Below are 18346 nucleotides of genomic sequence, written 5' to 3'. Positions count from 1 at the left end.
TTTTGTCCCCGGCTCCACAAAGCCGCGCATTTCTTAGGGGACTATCATGAATGTTGAAAGCTCTACTGCCAACGCCGCTCCTTCCCGGTCGTTTTCGGAAGAAGAGCAGCATAAAACCCTGAAAAAGGTCACGTTCTCGTCGTTCCTTGGCAATTTCATCGAATGGTTCGACTACGCGAGTTATTCCTATCTGGCCACGGTCATCGCGCTCGTCTTCTTCCCGGGCGAAGATCGCTTCGTGGCGGTAATGAGCACGTTCGCCGTGTTCGCGCTCTCGTTCCTCGTGCGCCCCATCGGCGCTATCTTCTGGGGGAACATGGGCGACAAGAAGGGCCGCAAGTGGGCCCTGTCCATCTCCATCCTCATGATGAGCGGGGCGACGTTCCTCATCGGGTGCCTGCCCGGCTACGCCATCCTCGGCGTGGGTGCGCCGCTGCTGCTGTTGTTGCTGCGCATCGTGCAGAGCTTCTCGGCCGCCGGCGAGTACGCGGGCGCGGCCACGTTCATCGCGGAGTACGCGCCGAAGAACCACCGCGGCTTCTACTGCTCCATGGTGCCGGCATCCACGGCCACGGGCCTGCTCGTGGGCTCGCTGTTCGCCACGTTCATGTTCAACACCTGGGGCGCCACGTCGGACTTCGTCGTGGACTGGGGCTGGCGCATCCCGTTCTTGCTTGCGCTGCCGCTGGGCTACATCACGCACTATATCCGAACGCATCTTGAGGATTCTCCGGTGTACGAGGAGATGCAGGAGCATCTGAAGCAGCAGGGTTCCAGCGTGAAGCATCCTATCCGCACGCTGTTCAAGAAGCACCTGCGCGTGCTCATCATCTCGTTCGGTGCCTGCGTGCTGAACGCCGTGGGCTTCTATGCGGTGCTCACGTACCTGCCGAACTACCTTGAGACCACGCTGAACTACGACCCGAGCGCGGCATCCATCATCACCACTATCGTGCTGGTGGCCTACATCGGGTTCATCTTCATCTCCGGGCGCATCTCCGACCGCTTCGGGCGCAAGAAGATGCTCATCATCGCCTGCGTCGGGTTCATCGTGCTCACCATCCCGGCGTTCATTTTGCTGGGGACGAAGAACTTCTGGGTTATCCTGCTGGTGGAGCTGGTCATGTGCCTCATACTCACCATCAACGACGGCACGCTGTCCAGCTACCTGACCGAGACGTTCCCCACCGATGTGCGCTACTCCGGGTTCGCGTTGAGCTTCAACCTGGCCAACGCCATCTTCGGCGGCTCGGCGTCGTTCATCTCGTTCTGGTTGATCGATGTGTCGGGCAGCGCCATCGCACCCGGTTTCTACATGGTGTTCATCGCCGTGCTGGCGCTGGTGGCGATGATCCTGTCGCACGAGCATACGGGCAAGGATTTGTCAGAGGTGTAAGCGGGGCGCGTATACCGAGCGCTGCGAGGCCTGCCGGGAGCCGCTCCGTTGGGGTGGCTCCTTCTTTCGGCGGCCTTCCGGGCTGCGGCAGCGGGCCGTTTCGGCACCGACGCGCATTTCATCGTATAATGGGGCGGTTGCAACAGCGGCAGGGAGCAGGTTGGAGGGGCCTATGAGCGAATCGTCAACGCCGAAGTCTTTGAAAGCTCAGATCACGCGCACGTCGCTCGTGCTCGCTGCCGCCGCGCTCCTGCGCGAGGAGGGCCCCAAGGCCGTCACGTACCGCAAGGTGGCGAAGTGGGCCGGGGCGGCGTCCTCGTCGGTGGGCTACTACTTCGATTCCGTCACCGAGCTGCTGCACGAGGCCGGCATGTACAATATCCAGCTATGGGCACAGCGCGCCGAGCGAGTGGCGGATCTTTGCGAGAAGCTGGAGCCTGAGGAATGCCGCGCGCGCATTACCGAGCTTCTGACGCGCGCGTGCCTCCCGGACGACTCAATCGTGCCGAAGGCCCATTACGCGCAGCTCATAGGCGCGGCCGACTCGAACGTGGTCACGGAGGCCTATCGCAAGGGCCGCGTTCTGCTGGATGCTGCTATCGAGCGCATCCTCGAGCGGGCGGGCGTTCCCATGACGCCGCGCATCGTGGTGGCCATCGTCGACGGTGCCGCCGTTGCCTCTATCTCCGAGGGCCTGGACGTGCGCGAGACCACCGGCAAGCTGCTCGACGAGGCCATCGAGGCCTACACGAAGGCCGCCGGCTGCTAGAGGCTTTCCCGCCGGCTCTGAAAGCCCCTAGCTCGACTTCGCCGTCGTCCGTCTGCGCATCCCGCATCCAGGGGCACCGCTGTGTCCGCACCTGCGTCCGGCGCCGTCGTCGCGTCCTTGCCCGGCACCGCGCCTGCATGCGCCTGCAGACGAGCCTCCTGCACCTCCTTTCATATCCCGAACCTCACGCTTGAGCGACGGGAGGGTGAACCTTCTTCCCTCCATCGCTCTCCCTTTCCTGCGTCTGGTAGAACGGACGGACGCAAGTAAATGCGACGGCATCCATCTACCTTTTGGGATGGCGGCGTCGCCCGTCTAGGAAAGGAGTTGGAGCATGAGCGAAACCCGTCAGCAGGCGGTCGCGCCTTCGGCCGATCCCGGCCCCGTGGGCAAGGTGAGCCGCCCGTCTTTCAAACGGTCTCTGACGTTCTTCGGGTTCTTCGCCATCACCGCGTCCATGGTGATGACGGTGTACGAGTACCCTTCGTTCGCCTCTTCTGGGTTCCAGCTGGTGTTCTTCTTGATCATCGGCGGTATCCTGTGGTTTTTGCCCGTTGCCATGTGCGCGGCGGAAATGGCCACGGTGAAGGGATGGGAGTCCGGCGGCATCTTCTCGTGGGTTGGCAACACGCTGGGGAGGCGCTGGGGTTTCGCCGCGCTGTTCTTCCAGTGGTTCCAGATAACCGTGGGCTTCGTGACCATGGCGTTCTTCATATTGGCGGCGTTCGCCTACGTGGTGAAGTGGGACGCGCTGTACAACAACCCGCTGGTCATGTTCTTCGGCGTGGCCGCTATCGTGTGGATCCTCACGCTCACGCAGCTGGGCGGCACGAAGTACACGGCGCGCATCTCGAAGGTGGGCTTCGTGGGTGGCATCATCCTGCCGGTCATCGTGCTTCTGGTGGGCCTGGTGTACTACTTCGCCACGGGCGGCGTGTCGCAGATCAACATGACGCCGGCCACGTTCGTGCCCGACTTCGGCAAGGTGGACACGCTCGTGATCTTCGCATCGTTTATCCTGGCGTATATGGGCGTGGAGGCGTCCGCCTCGCACGTGAACGAGCTGAAGAACCCGAACCGCAACTATCCCCTGGCCATGATCATCCTGGCAGTGCTCACCATCGCGCTCGATGCGCTGGGCGGCTTGGCCGTGGCCACGACGCTGCCGGCGTCGGTACTGGACGGCAACCTGTCGTTCGGCGTGATCGAGGCGTTCCGCGCCATCTTCGTGCAGCACATCGGCCCCGGCCTCAGCTGGATCGTGTTCGCGGTGGCACTGCTTTTGGCGTTGGGCGTGCTGGCCGAGATCTCGGCCTGGATTGTGGGCCCGTCGCGCGCGCTGCTCGACACGGCGCACGACGGCATCCTGCCCCCCTCCTTCAAGAAGGTCAACAAGCACGGCGTGTCCGTGAAGACCGTGGTCATCCAGGCCTGTATCGTCACGGTGTGGGATGCGGTGCTCTGCGGCTCCATCGCGCTGTCCGGCGGGTCCAGCTCGTCGGTGGGCTACCTCACGGCCATTGGCCTGACGGTGGTCATCTACCTGGTGGGTTACGTGCTGTTCTTTCTCGGGTACTTCTACCTGATCTTCAAGAAAAAGGACCTGCCGCGTTCGTTCCAGCTGCCGGGCGGCACGCCGTTCAAGGCCATTGTGGCGGGCGCCGGCCTGTTCATGACCGTGGCGACGCTCATCATCTCGTTTTTCCCGTCGTCGAACCTCGACGCGCAGTCGAACATGGTGTACCAGGCCACGCTCGGCATCGCGTTCGTGATATCGGTGGCCATCCCGTTCGTCATCTACGCGCTGCGGCATAGGTGGGCGCCGCAGGGCCCGACCGACCGTGCGGCGGTCGGTGCGACAGCAGGCACGGGCGTTGGTGCGGCAGCTGGGACGCATGCTGCCGGCGCGCATGTCGGCAAGGGCGCACCGATGGGCACGGCGGCGCGCGCGGTGCCCCTGGGCCCGAACGCGCGCAAGACGGCCCATCCGTCCGATCCGGCGACGGCCGATCCTAAGAAGGGCGCGGCCCCGATGACGAAGTCGAGCACGCTCGGCAACAGCGGGCCCATCAACAAGCGCACCCGGGCGTCGGAGAACCTGCGCGGCGGCAAGCCGAGCGGGGCGGGAGCGGCCGGCATGTCGGCCGGCGGCGGGCCCGGTTCCGATTTCGGCGCCACGGTCGCGCGCGGCATCTCCGCCGCGGTGGTCAGCGTGACCAGTCGTCCCTCCGGCCCCATGGCGGTCGATTCCGGCCCCACGGTCACCACGGACGACGTGCCGGCCGAGCCTCAGCCCGTCATGCGCGACGAGGTGGCGGTGCGCGAGATCGATCTCGACTCGGGCGTGGGCGCCCACGATGCGCCGCCCTCGTGCAGGGTAGCGGCGCATGCGCGCAAGAGCGACGTCAAGGATGCCGGCGAGGTGCGCGACGACTTGCTGAAGCGTGAGGCCGAGGGCGACCCGTCGCTGCGTGCGAGCGTCACCGAGGCCGTGGTGGGCGAGCGCGTCCCCCGTGCCGATCCCGACTCGCCCGACCCGCGACGCGAGACCGGCATCGATACGAACGGTCCCGACTCGAACGACCCGGCTTCGCGCTAGGTCTCCTCGGCAACGGGTAGACGGCCGGCGCGGCAATCCGCGCCGGCACGCCCCGCCTGCGCCGCCGGGCGCGGTGCAGGCGGGGCACCCGTTCGCCCTCTGATTCTGGTTCCAACCCTACTTACCAGGAGGTTTTCATGAAGGAACAAACGTCAACCAGCAAGATCCTCGACACGATGGACGAGGGCACCAAGTACTCCACGCCCATCTTCGGCTCCGAGGCGTCCGACGTGGCCATGCCGCGCACGGAGATGAACGATCAGCCGGTCGAGCCGCGCATCGCCTACGAGATGATCAAGGAGTACCTGTCCATCGAGGGCAACGCCACGCAGAACCTCACCACGTTCTGCCAGACGTACATGGAGCCCATGGCCACGAAGATCATGGCCGAGACGATGGAGAAGAACGCCATCGACAAGGACGAGTACCCGATGACGGCCGACCTCGAGAACCGCTGCGTCGCCATGATCGGCAATCTGTGGCACGCGAACCCCGACGAGGAGCCCATGGGCACGTCTACCGTCGGCTCGTCCGAGGCCTGCATGCTCGGCGGCCTCGGCATGCTGTTCCGCTGGAAGAAGCTGGCGAAGGACGCGGGCATCGACATATACACCTCGCAGCGCCCGAACCTGGTGATTTCCTCCGGCTACCAGGTGTGCTGGGAGAAGTTCTGCCGCTACTGGGACATCGAGATGCGCCTCGTGCCGCTTGAGAAGGACCATCTGTCCCTGAACATGGACACGGTCATGGACTACGTGGACGACCACACCATCGGCATCGCGGCCATCCTCGGCATCACGTACACTGGCAAGTTCGACGACGTGCAGAAGCTCGACGAGCTGGTGGAGGCGTACAACCAGGAGCATCCGAAGCTGCCGATCCGCATCCACGTGGACGGCGCGTCGGGCGGCATGTTCGCCCCGTTCGTGGAGCCCGACCTGGTGTGGGACTTCCAGTTGAAGAACGTCTGGTCCATCAACTGCTCCGGCCACAAGTACGGCCTCGTGTACCCCGGCATCGGCTGGGTGGTGTGGCGCAGCAAGGAAGCGCTGCCCGAGGACCTGATCTTCTGGGTGAGCTACCTGGGCGGCGAGGAGGCCACGATGGCCATCAACTTCTCGCGCAGCGCGTCGCAGATCGTGGGCCAGTACTACGTCCTGATGCGCAACGGCTTCGAGGGCTTCCGCGAGATCCAGGAGCGCACGCTCGACGTGGCCCGCTACCTGGCCGCCGAGCTCAAGGAAATGGGCATCTTCGAGATCTACGAGGACGCGTCGCACATCCCCATCGTGTGCTGGGGCCTGAAGGACGACGCCGACGTGGAGTGGTCGCTGTACGACCTGTCCGACCGCCTGCGCATGAGCGGCTGGCTGGTGCCGGCGTACCCGATGCCCGCCGACATGCAGGACACCACCGTCCAGCGCGTCGTGGCGCGCGCCGACTTCTCCATGCAGCTGTGCATCCGCCTCGTGGAGGACATGAAGAAGGAGATCGAGACGCTCAAGCAGGCCAAGTTCGTCACCGGCAACACCCAGGGCGTCATCCGCACCGGCTTCAACCACGGCGGCCGCGCCGCAGTGGACAACGGCGACAAGGTGCAGACGAAGGCCAAGACTACGCAGAAGTAACCGTCTTTCAGCGAAGCGCGAGCGCCCCGACCGCACAGGCCGGGGCGCTTTTGCGCGTCAGCCCACCATCCCCGTTCTGTACATCAGGTAGCCGACTACGAAGCCGACGATGGCGGCGGAAAGCGCGGTGACGGCCACCTTGAGCACGCGGTGTTGGCGGGCTTGCCGGCTTTTGGGGTTGTCGCGGTCGACGGGCTCGCCCTTCGAGAAGGCGACGATCTCGCGGTAGGTGACCAGGTCGTGCTTCTTCTGGATAGCTCCGTGCATGATCACCGTGACGAAGTAGGCGGCCAGCAGCATGAGCCCTATGATGACGCTCGGAACCAGCCCCCACTCCCAATACGAGATGCCGCCCACCACGGCCACCGCCGCCAGAGAGGCGCAGGCGATTCCCGCGATCGCGAGCAGCCCCATCTTCTTCGCGTCGTCCACAACGAGGTCCTTCATGGCTTCCACGTCTCCTTTGATCAACTCGTCCACGGTCGTGTCGAAGAGGACGCTGAGGAGCAGCAGGCTTTCCACATCGGGGTAGGTGCGGTCGGTCTCCCAGTTCGAAACCGTCTGGCGGGTCGCGAATCAAAGGTTGCCATGACGCGGCTCATCGTACCACCAAAAGGCTTTTGCACGGGGCCCCGCGAGCGCTTCAAGCGCGCCAAAAGTATTTGACAGGCTTGTTGAACTGGAAATATGGCGGGAGCGGGGCGAGCGCTAACCGAAGAACTGGTAGCCGAGGTAGCCCAGCACGGCGCCGACTGCGGCAGCTGCCAAGGTGCCGATCACGGCCTTGAGCACGGGGTGGCGCCGTGCGCGATGGCTCGTGGGATTCTCGCGGTCGATGGGCTCGCCCTTCGAGAACGCCACGAGCTCGCGGTACGTCACCACGTCGTGCTGCTTCTTCAGATGCTCGACTACCGTGAGCATGCCCAAGCCGATACCCCACACCAGCAGCCCGATGATGGCGGACGGCACGAGCCCCCAATCCCAGTAGGTGAACCCTCCGATGAAGAGCGCGCATCCGACGATCACGACTGCGGTCCCTCCCCACGCCAGGTAGATCATCTTCCGGTAGTCGTTCTCGATTGCTTCCTTCATGGCTTCCATATCTCCTTTGATCAGCTCGTCGACCGTTACGTCGAAGAGGACGCTCAGGAGCAGCAGGCTTTCTACGTCGGGGTAGGTCTTGTCGTTCTCCCAGCTCGAGATGGTCTGCCGCGATACGTAGATCTTCGTGGCGAGGTCGTCCTGCGAGAGCCCGTGTTCCGTCCGATGACGCCTGATCTGACTGCCGATCTCCATGCGTTTCCCTTCGCTGATCGTAGGTTGCCATGTTGCGCTAAAGCTTACCATCAAAGGGCCTTGACACGCCTTGCCCCCGCGGCGCTTTTCCGCGTCAAATGTGCTTTACAAAACGTGCGATCAGGCATAATCGATAACAGCGAACGAATGATTCGCGTGAAGCATCGGGAAGCGAGAAGGGGATGCGCCGTCGACATCGCTTCACGGAAGCTCGGGGGGGGGAGGTACCGGGTGCGGTTCGGTAGGCGCAGGGCATGCACGGCTGGCGTAAGAATTCGGGCGCGCCTTTGCGTCCGTTTCCGCTTCTCTCCTCTACGCCGAGGCACCCCTCTCTTCGGTGCCGGATGGCGATGACCGGTACCGAAGAGAGGGGTGCCTCGAGGGGAAAGGGGCGTAGGAGGAGATTGCCGCAATGCTGAACCCGGTTCTCGTTCGCCAGTGGGACCGGGTTCAGCATTGCGGCAACAGGGGGGAAGGAGGGCGCGCGCTCGGAGCCAAGCTGCGTGCGCGCGCCCGAGGGGGGTGGAGGAGCCGGTGCGCCGCCCACGCGGCACACCGGGGGAAAGCGAGAGTGGTTAGTCCTCGCGCTCGATGGGCATGCTCATGCAGCGCGGGCCGCCACGGCCGCGGGACAGCTCGGCGGAGGGTACGATGATGAGGTCGAGGCCCTTGTCGCGCAGCACCTTGTTCGTGACGTCGTTGCGCTCGTACACCACGATCTTGCCGGGGGCGATGCACAGCGTGTTGCTGCCGTCGTTCCACTGCTCGCGCTCGGCCGCGATGCGGTCGCCGCCGCCGCAGGGGATGAGTTCCACGGGATGGCCGACGTAGGTCTCCAGGATGCTCTCCAGGGTGCCGTTCACTTCCTTGACCTTGATGCCGTCGCCTTCGGCGGTGATCTCGAACACCGTCAGCGGGCCCATGATGCCGGGGTGGATGGTGAACTTGTCCGTGTCGATCTGCGTGAACACGGTGTCCAGGTGCATGAACGCGCGGGAGTTCGGGATGTTGAAGGCAAGGATGGTCTCGATGGGGCTCGTCGGATCGTTGAAGATGTTCTTCGCGATGGCGTCGATGGCATCGGGCTCGGTGCGCTGGGAGATGCCGATGGCCAGCACCTTGTCGTTGATGTTGAGGATGTCGCCGCCCTCGATGTGGAACGTGTTGTAGCGGCTGTAGTACTCGGGGGTGCCCTTGAGCATCGGGTGGTACTTGAAGATGTACTCGCCGTAGATGGTCTCGCGGTTGCGGGTCTCGGAGTACATGCGGTTGATGGACACGCCGTTGCCGATCATCGCGAACGGGTCGCGGGTGAAGTACAGGTTCGGCATCGGCTTGACGACCATCTTGGAGGCCTCGGACACCAGGTCTACCAGCGAGTTGGACTTGTCGGTGTGGAGCTCGGTGAGGTTGATGCCCTCCATCGTCTTCAGCACGAGGTCCTTGGCGTCGGGGTAGTTCTCCTGCAGGTAGTCGAAGATGATCTTCTGGTAGCGATCCGTGCGGATGCCGGCCTCTTCGATCCACTGCTTGAGGAACTGCTCGCGCAGCTCGGGGTTGGCCTCGAGAACCTCGGCCATGAGGTCTTCCAGGTAAAACACTTCGACGCCGTTGTCGCGCAGAGCCTGCGCAAACGCGTCATGCTCCTCCTGGGCGACCTTCAAGAACGGGATGTCGTCGAACAGCAGCTCTTCGAGCGTGTTCGGCGTCAGGTTCAGAAGCTCTTTGCCCGGGCGGTGCAGCAGGACTTTCTTCAAGGGCTTGATCTCGCTCTTGACGTTCACTCCTGACATGTGCAACCCTCCTTCGGTTTGTCGGCCTGCGCGTTCCTTTAAGCGCGCCGGCCTTTCTTCGCCAAGTGCGTCCGCGGCGCGATGCCGTGACGCGTTGGTCTCACCATGCGCCCTCCGCTGCGTGAAGGAAAGATGTAAAGCGGGTTTACCGGCGCATCGAGCGGGGTGTACTCGGCCGGGAAAGTCGCTAAACCTCAAATAAACCGCAGGTGGGAGCAGCGCGCATCCTGCAACCATACACCGCGCTCGCGCTCGTCCGGTTCGGATGCCGCAGACTTTTCCGAAACGATGCCGATTCGTGTATCATAGGTCATGTTGCAGGCAGCTGTGCGCAAGCGAGGAAAGAGGTGCTCCTTCGTGGGATTCGTGCTCTTCCACTACACGCTCTTCGTGCTGTTGGGTTCCATCATGGCGTCGGCTGCATGCCTTTCCGCATACCTGGTATCGCGAAAGCGCGCCATGCGATACGCCTTCGCCGGCTTCCTGTTCTACTTCTTCGACGTGGCGTGGGTGTTCCAGGACGACTTCTTCACCGGGGCCGATGCAGGGCTGGGCGCGGCGTATGCGGTGGTCATGTCGCTGGTGCTCGTGGTGACGGGCGGCGGGTTCCTCACGTCGTTCTGGCTTCTGGTGTGCGATTACCTGGGCGAGGAGCGCCGTGTGCTCAAGGTGGCGCCGGCCGTGGTGTTCGTGGCGGCGAGCGTGGCCGTGCTGGCGCTGCTGCCCGAGGGCGATTTGCGCAGCTTTCTGTTCTACTTTCCGCGCGAGCTGTACCTGTTCTGGATGCTGCTGTTCGCCGGGTTCCGCTTCCTCGTGACGAAGGACGAGTCCGGGCGCAACCGCCTGCGCCGCCATCGTTGGCTCTACGTGCTGCTGTGGGCGTTGGGCCTGCTGATCGTTGCGGAGGACGCCTGCGTGTTCCTGCTGCCCGACCCCGTTCTGCTCGGGCCGCGCGCCTACGCTCCCGAGCGCAACTTCGCCGAGAACGCGCTCATGCTGTGCTGTGCGTTCTTCGCCTGCCGCGATGCCTTCCGCGTGCTGTCGCTGCGCTTCGAGCGGCCTCCCATGCATGAGGGCGGCCGGCAGGAGGAGCTCATCGACGACAACCTGCTTCTGTACGGCAAGCGCTACCGCCTGTCCGAGCGCGAGTGCGAGGTGCTGCGCTACGTGCTGGTGGGCAAGGACAACCAGAACATCGCTTCCGCCATGCACCTGGCGCTGAGCACCGTGAAGGTGCACGTGCACAACATCCTGCAGAAAACGGGCCAGCCGAACCGCCAGGCCCTCGTGCAGGACTTCTGGAAGACGTCGTAGGGGGGGCGGCGAGACAAGGGGACGCCTGCCTCACTCTGCCAGTTTGAGGGCGTGCTCCAGGACGGAGACGTCGAGCACGCTCATGTAGCTGTCGGCCACGTCCACCATGAGCTCCACGGGTTCGCGGCGGCCCTCCGCCAGCCACCTCCTTAGCATGCTCACGATACCGCTGACCAAGAAGTCGAACTGGTAGTTGCACAGCGCCTCGCCCAGGGCGAGGTTCGTGCGCGCGCCCCGCTCGACCTTGTCGAGCGGGGATACGGCCGCCAGGCAGCGGTCGCGCACCACGTCGACGACCTCGCTGAAGAACGCGCCGTCGGCGTTCTCGCCGAAGATGGTGGCGAAGGCGTCCTCGTTCGCGGCGAAGTAGCGGAAGATGTCCTCGAGGAACGGGCGGTTCTCGTTGCGCGCCAGCTCGTGGGCGTGGGCGTCCACCAAGTCGCGGCATATGTCGCAGAACTCAAGCTTCACCTGGTCGAACATGTCGAACACATCTTTGAAGTGCACGTAGAACGTTGCGCGGTTCACGTCCGCCCGCTCCGTGAGCTCGGTGACGGTGACGCTTTTGAGCGGCTTCTCCTTCAGCAGCGCCATGAGCGCGGCCGTGAGCACGTTGCGCGTGCGGCGCGAGCGGCGGTCCATTTTCACGTTGCGACGCCAGCCGGGCGTCAGGATGTCTTCCTGCACGGCATACCTTCTTCGACAGCGGGGTTGCGTTTCGTCGGTTAGTCGACGTCGAGGGTCCTGATTGCGCATTGCCCTCGAGGGGAGCATAGCGCATACTCCATAAATATTCAACATGTGACGTATAACCATACAAGTGGCAATCGAGTGTTTCAGGTGAAGCACTCGATCGGTTTGAGAGGAGGGCGGAGCGAGGTGATCAGGTTCTGCGAGGCGTTCCTAAGGCATCGCAAGATGGTGGCGATCGTGTTCGCGCTGGCGGCGGTGGCGTGCTTGCTGTGCATCCCGTCGGTGAAGGTGAACTACAGTATGACCGACTACCTGCCGGCCGACGCGCCGTCCGTGCAGGCGCTCGACGAGATGGAGGCGGCCTTCGACGGCGGCATCCCCAACGCGCGCCTGTTCGCCGAGGGCGTCGACCAGGCGAAGGCCGGGCAGCTGGCGGGCGACCTGGCGGGCATCGACGGGATCGATGAGGTCATGTGGCTGGGAACGGTCGCGGACACGAAGAAGCCGCTTGCCGTGCAGGACGAGGGCACGGTGTCCACGTGGACGACGGACGACGGCTACGTGTTCCAGCTGGTGGTGGACCCCGGCAAGGCCGTGGCGGCGCTTGACGAGGCGCGCGCGACGGCGGAGGGCACGGGCGCATCGCAGGTGTCGCTCGCGGGCGACGCCGTGAACACGGCGAGCGCGCAGAGCTCCACGGCCACCGAGATCGTCTTCATCATGCTCGTGGCCGTGCTCATCGTCATCGTGATCCTGGGCCTCACCTCGCATTCGTGGTTCGAGCCGGTCATCTTCCTCATGGTCATCGGCGTGGCTATCGTCATGAACATGGGTACGAACCTGGTGATGGGCGAGATATCGTTCATCAGCCAGATCTGCGGGGCCATCCTGCAGCTGGCCGTGTCCATGGACTACGCCATCGTGCTACTGCACACGTTCCGGCGTTGCCAGCGCGAGTTCCCCGACCCCTACGAGGCCATGGCGCACGCCATGAAGCGCGGCTTCTCGGTGGTGCTGTCCAGCGCGGCCGTGACGTTCTTCGGTTTCCTGTCGCTCACGGTCATGCGCTTCGGCATCGGCGTGAACATGGGCATCGTGCTGGCGAAGGGCATCGTGTTCAGCTTCCTCACGGTCATGTTCCTCATGCCCTGCCTGATACTTTTGTGGCTGCGCGCGCTCGACCGTTTCGAGCATCGTTACCTCATGCCGTCGTTCGACGGATTCGCGCGCGTCTGCCAGCGCGCCATGGTGCCGCTGGCCGTATTGGTGATCTTGGTGGCGGTGCCGGCGTTTCTGGCCGAGAGCCGCACGGACTTCAAGTACGGCGCGTCGGATTTCGCGCCTCCGGGCAGCCAGACGGCGCTGGAGAAGGAGCATATCAGTGATGCGTTCGGGGCGTCGTCCACATGGGTGGTCATGGTGCCGGAGGGAGACCCGGCGCGCGAGAAGGCGCTCGCGGACGACTTGGAGTCGCTCGATCACGTGACGGGCGTGACGTCGTACGTGACGAAGGCCGGGCAGGCGCTGCCGGTGGAGGTGGCGCCCGAATCCACGGTGCAGCAGGTGATCGCGGGCGGCTGGTCGCGCCTCGTGGTGACGCTCGATGTGGAGGGCGAGGGCGAGACGGCGTTCTCCCTGGTGAAGCAGGTGCGCGCGACGGTGTCCGATCACTATGGCGACGAGGGCCGGCTGGCGGGCGCCGAGGTGTCGGTGTACGACCTGCGCGACACGGTGCAGGAGGACTCGGGGCGCGTGAAGCTGTTCTCCATGCTGTCCATCGGGCTGGTGCTGGCGCTGATGTTCCGCAGCCTGTCCATCCCGTTCGTGGTGCTCATGGCCATCGAGGTGGCCATCTGGATCAACCTGGCCGTGCCGTATTTCCTGGGCGAGAGCCTGAACTATATCGGCTACCTGGTGATCGATGCCGTGCAGCTGGGCGCGGCGGTGGACTACGCCATCATCTACACGCGCGAGTACTTCGAACGGCGCGGCCAATACCCGCCGCGCGAGGCGGCGCGCTCGGCGGTGAAGCACTCGGCCATCACCATCCTCACATCGGCTTCGATCCTTATCTGCGCCGGGCTGGCGGTGTGGCAGATCGCGTCGAACGGCGTGATCTCGGAGCTGGGCGCGCTCATTGCGCGCGGGGCGTTCGTGTCCATGCTCATGATGTTCGTGTTCCTGCCGTGGCTGTTCAAAACGTTCGACTGGGTCATTCGGCACACGTCGATGGGGCTGCGCTTTCGCGAGGGCGAGCCCGATACGATCGAGGAAGAAGGAGTTGCTCATGCATAAGCAAGACGGGGCGCGCGTCGTGCGCGCGGCGGTGGCGATGGGTTTGGCGGGCACGCTGGCGATGCCGGGCGCCGCCTGGGCGGCGGACGGCTCGGCCGGCGCTTTATCTGCGGAGAAGGACGAGGTCGTGTACGTGAAGGCGGGCGCGGACGGCGCGACGCAGGGCGTGTACGTGGTGAACGTGTTCGACACGGCCACGGCGGTCACGGTGGACGATCCGGGCCGCTACACGCGCGTGAAGAACCTCACAACCGAAGACGAGCTGGTGCAGCGCGACGGCGCGGTGCAGGTGAAGACGCTTTCCGGCGAGCCGTTCTACTACCAGGGCGATCTGGACGCTGCGACCGTGCTGCCGTGGGACATCGCGCTGTCGTACTACCTGGACGGCAGGGAGGTCGGCCCGGACGAGTTGGCCGGGGCGACGGGGAAGGTGCGCGTGGTGCTGGACGTGAAGGCGCGCACCGACGCGTCCGCCAACGGCGTTTCCGATTTCGCCCAGAGCTGCCTTTTGCAGGCGCAGGGCACGTTCTCCGAGGAGTCGTTCGGCATCGAGGACGCGGGCGATGCGACCGTGGCGCACGCCGGCAGCAACGCCCTGGTCACGTGCCTGGTACTGCCGGGTGAGAGCGCCATGTTCGAGATCACGGGACAGGCGCGCGGGTTCGAGTACGCGGGCTGGCAGATCAGCGCGCTGCCGCTGTCGATGGCCATCGATCTGGCATTGCAGGACACCTCCGAGCTCACCGGCAAGACCGATCAGCTGGAGGAGGCCACGTCGCAGCTCTCGGAGGGGGCCGGCGCGCTAGCAGACGGCCTGGGCTCGCTGAACGCGGGCGCGCAGTCGCTCTCGAGCGGCATGGGCGAGGTGGCCGTGGGGGCCGATTCGCTCGCGAATGGGGCGGGCTCGCTGGCGGCGGGTGCCGCTGACCTGGCAGCGGGCACGAACTCTCTCAACGATGGGGCGAACCGCGCCGCTGCGGGCGCGGCGTCCGTGAACGACGGCGCGCAGAAGCTCGCGGTGAGCGCCGGGAAGCTGCAGGAGGGTGCGGGTGCGCTGATGGAGGGTCTCGCGCAGACGAGCGCGTCGAGCAGTGCGCTCTTGGGCGGCTGGGACCAGCTACGCGGCAGCGCAGGCTCGCTCAACGACGGTGCGCAGGCGCTTGCAGCGGGGAGCGGTCAGTTCGCGGCCGGGTTGGCTGCCTCGAAAGCGAGCGCAGCCTCCGCGGCTGCGTCGTACGATGAGGCGACTGCCGCCTTTGCGGCGGCAGCGCAGGCTGCCAAGGACAATCCGTCGGCCGACACCGTTGCGGCTATGAACAGCGCCGCCTTGGCGTTGGCGGCGGTGAGCCAGGCGTCTGGAGCGTATGGCGCGCTGTCGGGTGTGGAGTCGAGCTACGCCCAGGTGGCGGGCGGCATCTCGTCGGTGGCGTCCGGGACGGCTGCGATGGGTGCGGGAGCGGGCGAGTTCGACGAGAGCCTTCGCGCGTACACTGGGGCCGTCGAAAGCATTGCGACCCAGTCGACCGAGCTTGGCAACGGCGTCGACCAGGCGGTTGCGGGCATCGGCAGCCTGGCGGCCGGAGCGGGCGAGGCGGCCGAAGGGGCGGCCGAGGTATCCTCCGGTGCCGCGGGTGCCGCCCGCGGCGCGCAGAGCGCGGCGGCGGGTGCCGCGTCGCTGGCGGCGGGCTCGAGCGATCTCGCCTTGGGCGCGCACGAGGCCGCGTCAGGTTCCGCCCAGGTAGCGTCGGGCGCCGGCACGGTCGCCGGCGGGGCCGGGACGCTGGCCAACGGCGCCGCGGAGCTGGCGGTGGCGACGAAAGGCATGGGCCAGGAGGTGCTCGACGAGCTGCAAAAGGCCATCGACGAGAAGCTGGGCGCCGATTTCGTCGCGCACTCCTTCGTCGATCCCGCGAACGAAGCTGTGGACGACGTGCAGTTCGTCTACGTGGTGGAGGGGGTGGAGGCTGTGGATGACGAGCCTGACGGCGAAGGTGGTCCGGCCGCTTCCGAAGACGGTTCCACGAAGGCCACCTTCATCGACCGTCTGCTGGCCTTGTTCCGTCCCGAGCCGTAGGCGGCAGCGGAAGCAGGAGAAAGCCTCTCACGGAAAGAAGCCTTCCCCCGCACGTTGCGTTCGGCACGGTGTCGCTGCCAACCGGCGACACCGTGCCGTTCTTCCATATACGCGTGTCCTTCGTTCTGCTAAAGTAGACGAATCTGCGGGGCGAACCGCGTCGCAGGTTTCGCTGACGCGTTTCGCAACCAAGGCGAAACGTGCAAGGGGGATCATGGGAGCAGGCATTTCTGCCTCTTATGGTCGAGAAGGGAAAGGAGAGGGCATGAGCAGCTCATTGGCTCAAAAGTTCAAGAACGTCGGACCCGGCGCGCTCGTGGCGGCCGGCTTCATCGGGCCCGGCACCGTCACCACGTGCACGGTTTCCGGCGCAAGCTACGGCTACACCATGCTGTGGGCGCTGCTGTTCGCGACCGTGGCCACCATCATCTTCCAGGAGATGGCGTCGCGCGTGGGCATCGTTTCGGGCAAGGGATTGGGTGAAAACATCCGCGATCGTATTCCCAACAAGGCGCTGATGTGGATTGCGATCGTGATTGTTATCATCGCCATCTTCGTGGGCAACATCGCCTACGAGACGGGCAACATCACGGGCGGCATCCTGGGCATCCAGGCGGTGCTGCCGGACGTGCCGATGATCCCCATTGTCATCGCGTTGGGCTTGCTGGCGTTCATCGCCATGTGGATCGGCTCGTACAAGGTGGTCGAGGTCATCCTCACGGCCATCGTCGTGTTCATGGGCGTGGTGTTCTTCGTCACGGCCATCGCGTCGTCGCCCGACTGGGGTGCCATTGCCACGGGCCTGTTCGTGCCGACGTTGCCCGAAGAAGGTTCGAAGGGCATCCTCACGGCCGTGGGCCTCATCGGCACCACCATCGTGCCGTACAACCTGTTCCTGCACGCTTCCGGAGCCTCAGAGCGCTTCAAGGACCCCGAGCAGGTGTCCGACGCGCGCTTCGACACCATCTTGAGCATCGGCTTGGGCGGTATCATCTCCATGGCCATCCTCATCTGCGCTGCCGCCAACATCTACGGCACCGACACCGTGGTGACCAACGGCAAGGACATGGCGCTGGCGCTGCAGCCGCTGCTGGGCTCATGGGCCACGTGGATGATCGGCCTGGGCCTGCTGTGCGCCGGTTTCTCGAGCGCCATCACGGCTTCGTTCTCCGCTGCGTACGCCGTGAACGGCGTGCTGGGCTGGAAGAAGACGACGAAGGACCTGCGCTTCAAGCTCATCTGGATCATCGTGCTCCTGGCCGGCTGCATCATGGCAGTCGCGCTGGGCAAGAGCCCGACCGAGCTCATCCTGGTGGCGCAGGCGGCCAACGCCATCCTGCTGCCCATCATGGCGTTCTTCGTGATCTACTGCGCGAACGGCAAGGACCTGGGCAAGTGGCGCAACCACATCTTCGCGAACTGCGCGGGCGTGGTGATCATCGTGATCACGCTGTTCATGTGCTACCGCAATATGTCCAGCTTCTTGGCATCGCTCCAGGCGCTCATCGGAGGATAGAGGAGACTGGCGCGCCGGGAAGCTAAGGTGAGCCGGCGCGGCTTTCCTGCTATGCGGGGATGCTTCCTCTCGAAACGCAAGATGCCCGCCGTTCCGGCGGGCATCTTGCGTTGGAGGGTGCGGCGGGGCCGTGGGCAGGCGGTGCGGCGAGCCCGGTGCGTCGCGAGCGAGCGGCGCGGCTGCTGCCTAGCGCGCCCCCACGGGCTTGATGGCGATGCCGTCCTCTTCCAGGGCCTCGCGGGTTCGGCGCACGAAGGCCAGCGCGGTGGGGGAATCGCCGTGCACGCAGATCGTGTCGGCGTGCAGGTCGATGAGCTTGCCGTTCACGGAGAGGATGGCTCCGTCGCGGATGGCGTTCTTCACCCGCTCGATGGCTTCCTCCTCGTTGCGGATGAGCGCGGCGGGGTCGTTGCGGCTCACCAGCTTGCCCTCATCCGTATAGTTGCGGTCGGTGAAGAACTCCTCGGCGGTGACCAGGCCGATCTTGCGTCCCTCGTCCACGAGCGCGCTGTTCGCCAGGCCCACGAGCACCAGTCGGTCGTCCACGTCGCGCACCGCCTGGGCGAGCGCGGCGGCAAGCTCCGGGTCGATGGCGGCGTGGTTGTACAGCTGGCCGTGCGGCTTTACGTGCCGCAGTGGGACGCCGGCGGCGGCGCAGAACGCCTGCAGCGCGCCTATCTGGTACAGCATGTACGAATAGGCCTCGTCGGGCGACAGGTGCATGTCGCGGCGGCCGAAGCCCTGCAGGTCAGGGTAGCCGGGGTGAGCGCCGATGGCGATGCCGGCGTCCGCTGCCATGCGCACGGTGTCGCGCATGACCATCGGGTCGCCTGCATGCTGCCCGCACGCCACGTTCGCGCTGGAGACGAGGGGGATGATCTGGTCGTCGAGCCCGAGCGTATAGCGCCCGAAGCTCTCGCCCAGGTCGCTGTTGAGGTCGATACGGTACATAAGCTGCCTTCTTTCGCGTCGT

13 protein-coding genes are annotated in these 18346 nt (G+C 65.1%); 8 read left to right on the top strand and 5 right to left on the bottom strand.

The window, feature by feature from the left end; translation table 11 throughout:
* Nucleotides 1-46 precede the first annotated feature (46 nt).
* The 4 genes from LB310_RS02480 (at nucleotide 47) to LB310_RS02465 (ending at nucleotide 6392) form a co-directional block, all read left to right on the top strand.
* Nucleotides 47-1396 carry an MFS transporter gene (locus LB310_RS02480; protein WP_278804907.1) on the top strand — a complete coding sequence of 450 codons (1350 nt, stop codon included), beginning with the start codon at nucleotides 47-49 and terminating at the stop codon, nucleotides 1394-1396.
* A 172-nt stretch (nucleotides 1397-1568) separates the two neighbouring features.
* Nucleotides 1569-2165: a TetR/AcrR family transcriptional regulator gene (locus tag LB310_RS02475; RefSeq protein WP_087191725.1), complete on the top strand. Its 597-nt coding sequence runs from the start codon at nucleotides 1569-1571 to the stop codon at nucleotides 2163-2165.
* 334 nt (nucleotides 2166-2499) lie between these two features.
* A complete protein-coding gene (locus tag LB310_RS02470; RefSeq protein WP_278804909.1) occupies nucleotides 2500-4764 on the top strand; it encodes an amino acid permease in 2265 nt (754 codons plus the stop codon).
* A gap of 137 nt (nucleotides 4765-4901) precedes the next feature.
* On the top strand, nucleotides 4902-6392 hold the full coding sequence (locus LB310_RS02465) for a glutamate decarboxylase (RefSeq protein ID WP_278804912.1): 1491 nt from the start codon (nucleotides 4902-4904) through the stop codon (nucleotides 6390-6392).
* A 57-nt stretch (nucleotides 6393-6449) separates the two neighbouring features.
* Here the strand turns inward: LB310_RS02465 and LB310_RS02460 are convergent, their stop codons facing one another.
* From LB310_RS02460 to arcA, 3 genes are all read right to left on the bottom strand, one after another.
* On the bottom strand, nucleotides 6450-6839 hold the full coding sequence (locus tag LB310_RS02460) for a transcriptional regulator (protein ID WP_278804914.1): 390 nt from the start codon (nucleotides 6837-6839) through the stop codon (nucleotides 6450-6452).
* A gap of 261 nt (nucleotides 6840-7100) precedes the next feature.
* On the bottom strand, nucleotides 7101-7688 hold the full coding sequence (locus LB310_RS02455) for a helix-turn-helix transcriptional regulator (RefSeq protein WP_278804915.1): 588 nt from the start codon (nucleotides 7686-7688) through the stop codon (nucleotides 7101-7103).
* A gap of 575 nt (nucleotides 7689-8263) precedes the next feature.
* On the bottom strand, nucleotides 8264-9481 hold the full coding sequence (gene arcA, locus LB310_RS02450) for an arginine deiminase (RefSeq protein ID WP_301154329.1): 1218 nt from the start codon (nucleotides 9479-9481) through the stop codon (nucleotides 8264-8266).
* 357 nt (nucleotides 9482-9838) lie between these two features.
* Between arcA and LB310_RS02445 the strand changes: the two genes are divergently transcribed.
* Nucleotides 9839-10795: a helix-turn-helix transcriptional regulator gene (locus tag LB310_RS02445; protein WP_278804917.1), complete on the top strand. Its 957-nt coding sequence runs from the start codon at nucleotides 9839-9841 to the stop codon at nucleotides 10793-10795.
* A gap of 30 nt (nucleotides 10796-10825) precedes the next feature.
* On the opposite strand, the gene LB310_RS02440 is transcribed toward LB310_RS02445, so the two are convergent.
* Nucleotides 10826-11482, bottom strand: coding sequence for a TetR/AcrR family transcriptional regulator (locus LB310_RS02440; RefSeq protein WP_278804919.1), 657 nt, complete (start codon nucleotides 11480-11482; stop codon nucleotides 10826-10828).
* A 192-nt stretch (nucleotides 11483-11674) separates the two neighbouring features.
* Here LB310_RS02440 and LB310_RS02435 point away from each other — a divergent pair, with 192 nt between their 5' ends.
* The 3 genes from LB310_RS02435 (at nucleotide 11675) to LB310_RS02425 (ending at nucleotide 17373) form a co-directional block, all read left to right on the top strand.
* A complete protein-coding gene (locus LB310_RS02435) occupies nucleotides 11675-13783 on the top strand; it encodes an RND family transporter (RefSeq protein ID WP_278804922.1) in 2109 nt (702 codons plus the stop codon).
* Nucleotides 13776-15857: a hypothetical protein gene (locus LB310_RS02430; protein WP_278804924.1), complete on the top strand. Its 2082-nt coding sequence runs from the start codon at nucleotides 13776-13778 to the stop codon at nucleotides 15855-15857. The genes LB310_RS02435 and LB310_RS02430 overlap by 8 nt, the downstream gene beginning before the upstream one ends.
* Before the next feature lie 265 nt (nucleotides 15858-16122).
* Nucleotides 16123-17373, top strand: a complete 1251-nt coding sequence (locus LB310_RS02425) for an Nramp family divalent metal transporter (protein WP_278804926.1) — start codon at nucleotides 16123-16125, stop codon at nucleotides 17371-17373.
* Nucleotides 17374-17559: 186 nt separating this feature from the next.
* Here the strand turns inward: LB310_RS02425 and LB310_RS02420 are convergent, their stop codons facing one another.
* Nucleotides 17560-18324, bottom strand: a complete 765-nt coding sequence (locus tag LB310_RS02420) for a LamB/YcsF family protein (protein ID WP_278804928.1) — start codon at nucleotides 18322-18324, stop codon at nucleotides 17560-17562.
* Between the last annotated feature and the right edge of the window lie 22 nt (nucleotides 18325-18346).

This window comes from Gordonibacter sp. RACS_AR49, from assembly GCF_030418435.1.
Classification (GTDB): Bacteria; Actinomycetota; Coriobacteriia; order Coriobacteriales; family Eggerthellaceae; genus Gordonibacter; species Gordonibacter urolithinfaciens.
This window is presented reverse-complemented; position numbering and strand designations above follow the sequence as displayed.

What these genes read in the sequence shown, in the direction of transcription:
- LB310_RS02480 (WP_278804907.1), top strand. Translation starts at nt 47, where the DNA reads ATGAATGTTGAAAGCTCTACTGCCAACGCCGCTCCTTCCCGGTCGTTT.
- LB310_RS02475 (WP_087191725.1), top strand. Translation starts at nt 1,569, where the DNA reads ATGAGCGAATCGTCAACGCCGAAGTCTTTGAAAGCTCAGATCACGCGC.
- LB310_RS02470 (WP_278804909.1), top strand. Translation starts at nt 2,500, where the DNA reads ATGAGCGAAACCCGTCAGCAGGCGGTCGCGCCTTCGGCCGATCCCGGC.
- LB310_RS02465 (WP_278804912.1), top strand. Translation starts at nt 4,902, where the DNA reads ATGAAGGAACAAACGTCAACCAGCAAGATCCTCGACACGATGGACGAG.
- LB310_RS02460 (WP_278804914.1), bottom strand. Translation starts at nt 6,839, where the DNA reads ATGAAGGACCTCGTTGTGGACGACGCGAAGAAGATGGGGCTGCTCGCG.
- LB310_RS02455 (WP_278804915.1), bottom strand. Translation starts at nt 7,688, where the DNA reads ATGGAGATCGGCAGTCAGATCAGGCGTCATCGGACGGAACACGGGCTC.
- arcA (WP_301154329.1), bottom strand. Translation starts at nt 9,481, where the DNA reads ATGTCAGGAGTGAACGTCAAGAGCGAGATCAAGCCCTTGAAGAAAGTC.
- LB310_RS02430 (WP_278804924.1), top strand. Translation starts at nt 13,776, where the DNA reads ATGCATAAGCAAGACGGGGCGCGCGTCGTGCGCGCGGCGGTGGCGATG.
- LB310_RS02425 (WP_278804926.1), top strand. Translation starts at nt 16,123, where the DNA reads ATGAGCAGCTCATTGGCTCAAAAGTTCAAGAACGTCGGACCCGGCGCG.
- LB310_RS02420 (WP_278804928.1), bottom strand. Translation starts at nt 18,324, where the DNA reads ATGTACCGTATCGACCTCAACAGCGACCTGGGCGAGAGCTTCGGGCGC.